Source organism: Rhodopirellula maiorica SM1 (genome assembly GCF_000346295.1).
Taxonomy (GTDB): Bacteria; Planctomycetota; Planctomycetia; order Pirellulales; family Pirellulaceae; genus Novipirellula; species Novipirellula maiorica.
In genome coordinates this window covers 1-2,679 of sequence record NZ_ANOG01000842.1, presented here as the reverse complement: position 1 = coordinate 2,679, position 2,679 = coordinate 1, and the positions used below count along the sequence as shown (strand labels likewise).

1 protein-coding gene and 1 pseudogene are annotated in these 2,679 nt (G+C 54.5%); one reads left to right on the top strand and one right to left on the bottom strand.

Annotation, left to right across the window (positions count from 1 at the left end; genetic code table 11):
- Nucleotides 1-483: pseudogene (locus RMSM_RS27125) on the bottom strand (hypothetical protein); the annotation flags it as partial.
- 546 nt (nt 484-1,029) lie between these two features.
- On the opposite strand from RMSM_RS27125, the gene RMSM_RS27120 reads away from it, so the two are divergent.
- A partial coding sequence (locus RMSM_RS27120) for an ABC transporter ATP-binding protein (protein WP_040769567.1) occupies nt 1,030-2,679 on the top strand: 1,650 nt, incomplete at its 3' end.

Sequence of the window (2,679 nt, the reverse complement as noted above, 5' to 3'; positions counted from 1 at the left end):
AAACAGCAGCTCGGCTTGTTGCATACCGTAATACTGGAACACTCGCACCGGTTCTCCGAGTTCCCACGGGACGCCTGGACCGACGTCGACCAATTGTTGGTTGATTCCATCGGACTGAAACTCGGTCAGAGTCTGCATGTTCTCTTCGCTGGACTGATAGTGGTCCATCAGCGGCATGTGTAGTGGCAAGCGATTGACGGGCTCCTTCTTCAATTCCATCGCAATCGCGAATTCCCCTTTTGCCACGACATCGAGGTATTGGCGAGCGAAATACTCGGCTTGGTTGGCGAGCGTGCGGGTCTTCAGCGTATGAACCAAAAATCCGCATGAGCCAAAGGCGACCGCCAGGACCAACCCAATCCGGGCCGGAGTCACGCCCACCGGCTTTTGATTTTCCCAGGGTCGCAGGGCCACCAAACCCAAGACGACGGCGATCACCGCGGTGACAAGCATCGGGTAGCCGATAATGCCCAATGCACTCAAAAGGCCGAAAAGAAGGCATAGAAAACCCGAGATCCGCAACGGGGGAACTGACTCGTCCTCCACAAAGCCTCCTTCGGCGCCCATCATGGGAACGATTGGTTTTATCTCAGCATCAGTCGGCATCTTGCAAAAGAGCTCATACAGGGGGGATTCGGATCGATTCAGACGAGAATTACGCTCGCAATGCCAAGATCATGGTTTCGCACTCAGCGAAACTTTCATCGTGACAAAGCGGTAGTGTGTCTACGCCCTTGGTGGGTGGACGGTTTTGCAAGCTTAGGCAAAAAGTCCAATTTTTTTGCTGCGTCCTGCGGGCTTGCCCTGATCCGCCGTTTCACGAAGCCAAACAACGCGAACGAGCGGCAAAACACGTCGCTTTGCCAGCTTGGTGAAAGCCGACAAGAACCGCGGTTCAGCCGTGTGGAGCCTGTGCTAGCAATGAATTCGTCTAGCCGAGAAGGCCGCTTCTGGTTTACAAGACTCGCATCAACTTGCTGATTTTTGCAGACATTAGACGGATCTACTCGTCAGGGACGACGAACAACGATGAGAAATTTTGGTCGCGCGCTTCGCATCGCTTTGCGTCGTAAATGGTCGATCGCCGGGATTGTATCGACATCGATGTTGATCGCCGTTCTGTGGGGGGCCAATATCGGTACGCTGTACCCATTGGTCGAAGTTGTTTTTAAAGGCGACAGTTTGCCGGGCTACGCCGAAAAGCAGATCAATCAGACCGATGCTCGGTTGGTCGAACTTGATGCTGAAATTCATCAGCTGACCGCGAAATTGGCGGAGACTGATGATTCGACAGCCAGCAAGAATCTGCGGCTCCAAATTGAATCCGCTACCGCCACCAAGACGGCGATTGCCGAGTCGAGCAAGTATCTGCGTTGGGCAAAACCGACGATCGATGCCTACGCTCCTCGCGGCGCCTACGCGACGTTGATGTTGATCGTGGCGATGTTGGTCGGCGGAACCGCGATCAAACTGGTCGCTCTATTAATTAATCTAATGCTGGTTCAGTATGTCTCGGAATCGGCTTCGTTGGATCTTCGCGCCCTGTTCTTTCGCAAAGCGTTGCGGTTGGACCTCGACTCGTTTGGCGAGAACGGTTCGGCCGATTTGACGTCGCGTTTGACCAATGACATTGCCCACGTCTCGGCCGGCATCACCGCGTTATTGGGACGACTGGTTCGCGAGCCGCTGAAGATGGCGGTGTGTCTCGGTGGCGCGATGTTTGTGTGTTGGCGTTTGCTGTTATTCGTGATGATCGTCACGCCGTTGGTCGGATTGGTGATGCATCATCTCAGCCGTGCGATTCGTCGGGCGAGTCGCCGGGCGATGGAAGAGATGAGCCAGTTGTACGGGATGTTGAACGATTCGTTCGCAGGCATCCGTGTCATCAAGGCGTTTAACACGCAAGGGTTCGAGCGTGCCAAATTCGATCGCGGCACACGCGCGTACTATCGCAAGTCGATGAAGATGGCGTTCTACAACACGTTGGCCCGCAGCAGCAGCGAAATGTTGGGAATGACCGTGGTGGGGCTGGCGATCTTGGCAGGTGGCTATTTGGTCGTCAATCAACAAACCCGTTTGTTTGGCATCCCGATGAGCACCGTTCCGTTGGAAGTCGGCGAGATTTTGATGTTCTTTGGCTTTTTGATCGGGGCTTCGGATCCAGCTAGAAAATTATCGGATGTATGGAGCGGATTGCAGCGAGGTATCGCCGCGACAGAGCGGATTTACGAAATCATTGACAAGCCTATCCGAGTCGCGGAGCCAAAGAATGATCGCACGACGGCGCGACCGCATCGCGAGATTCGACTTGAAAACGTGGTCTACCAATACACCTCTGGACCGACCGTGTTGCGGGGTGTCGATTTGACGATCCGTCATGGCGAAACGATCGCAGTGGTTGGCCCCAATGGCAGCGGGAAAAGTACGATCGTCAATTTGTTGTGTCGGTTCGACGATCCTCAAAACGGGCAGGTGCTGTTGGATGACACTCCGATCCAAGAGATGAAGACCCGCGATTTGCGTCGCCGAATTGCGTTGGTGACTCAGCGAACGATCTTGTTCGACGACACAATCGAAAACAATATTCGCTACGGCTCGCCGGGGGCGGATTCGCACGCGGTGGTGCGTGCGGCGAAGATGGCGTTTGCGGATGAGTTCATTTTACGCAAAACGCCTGAT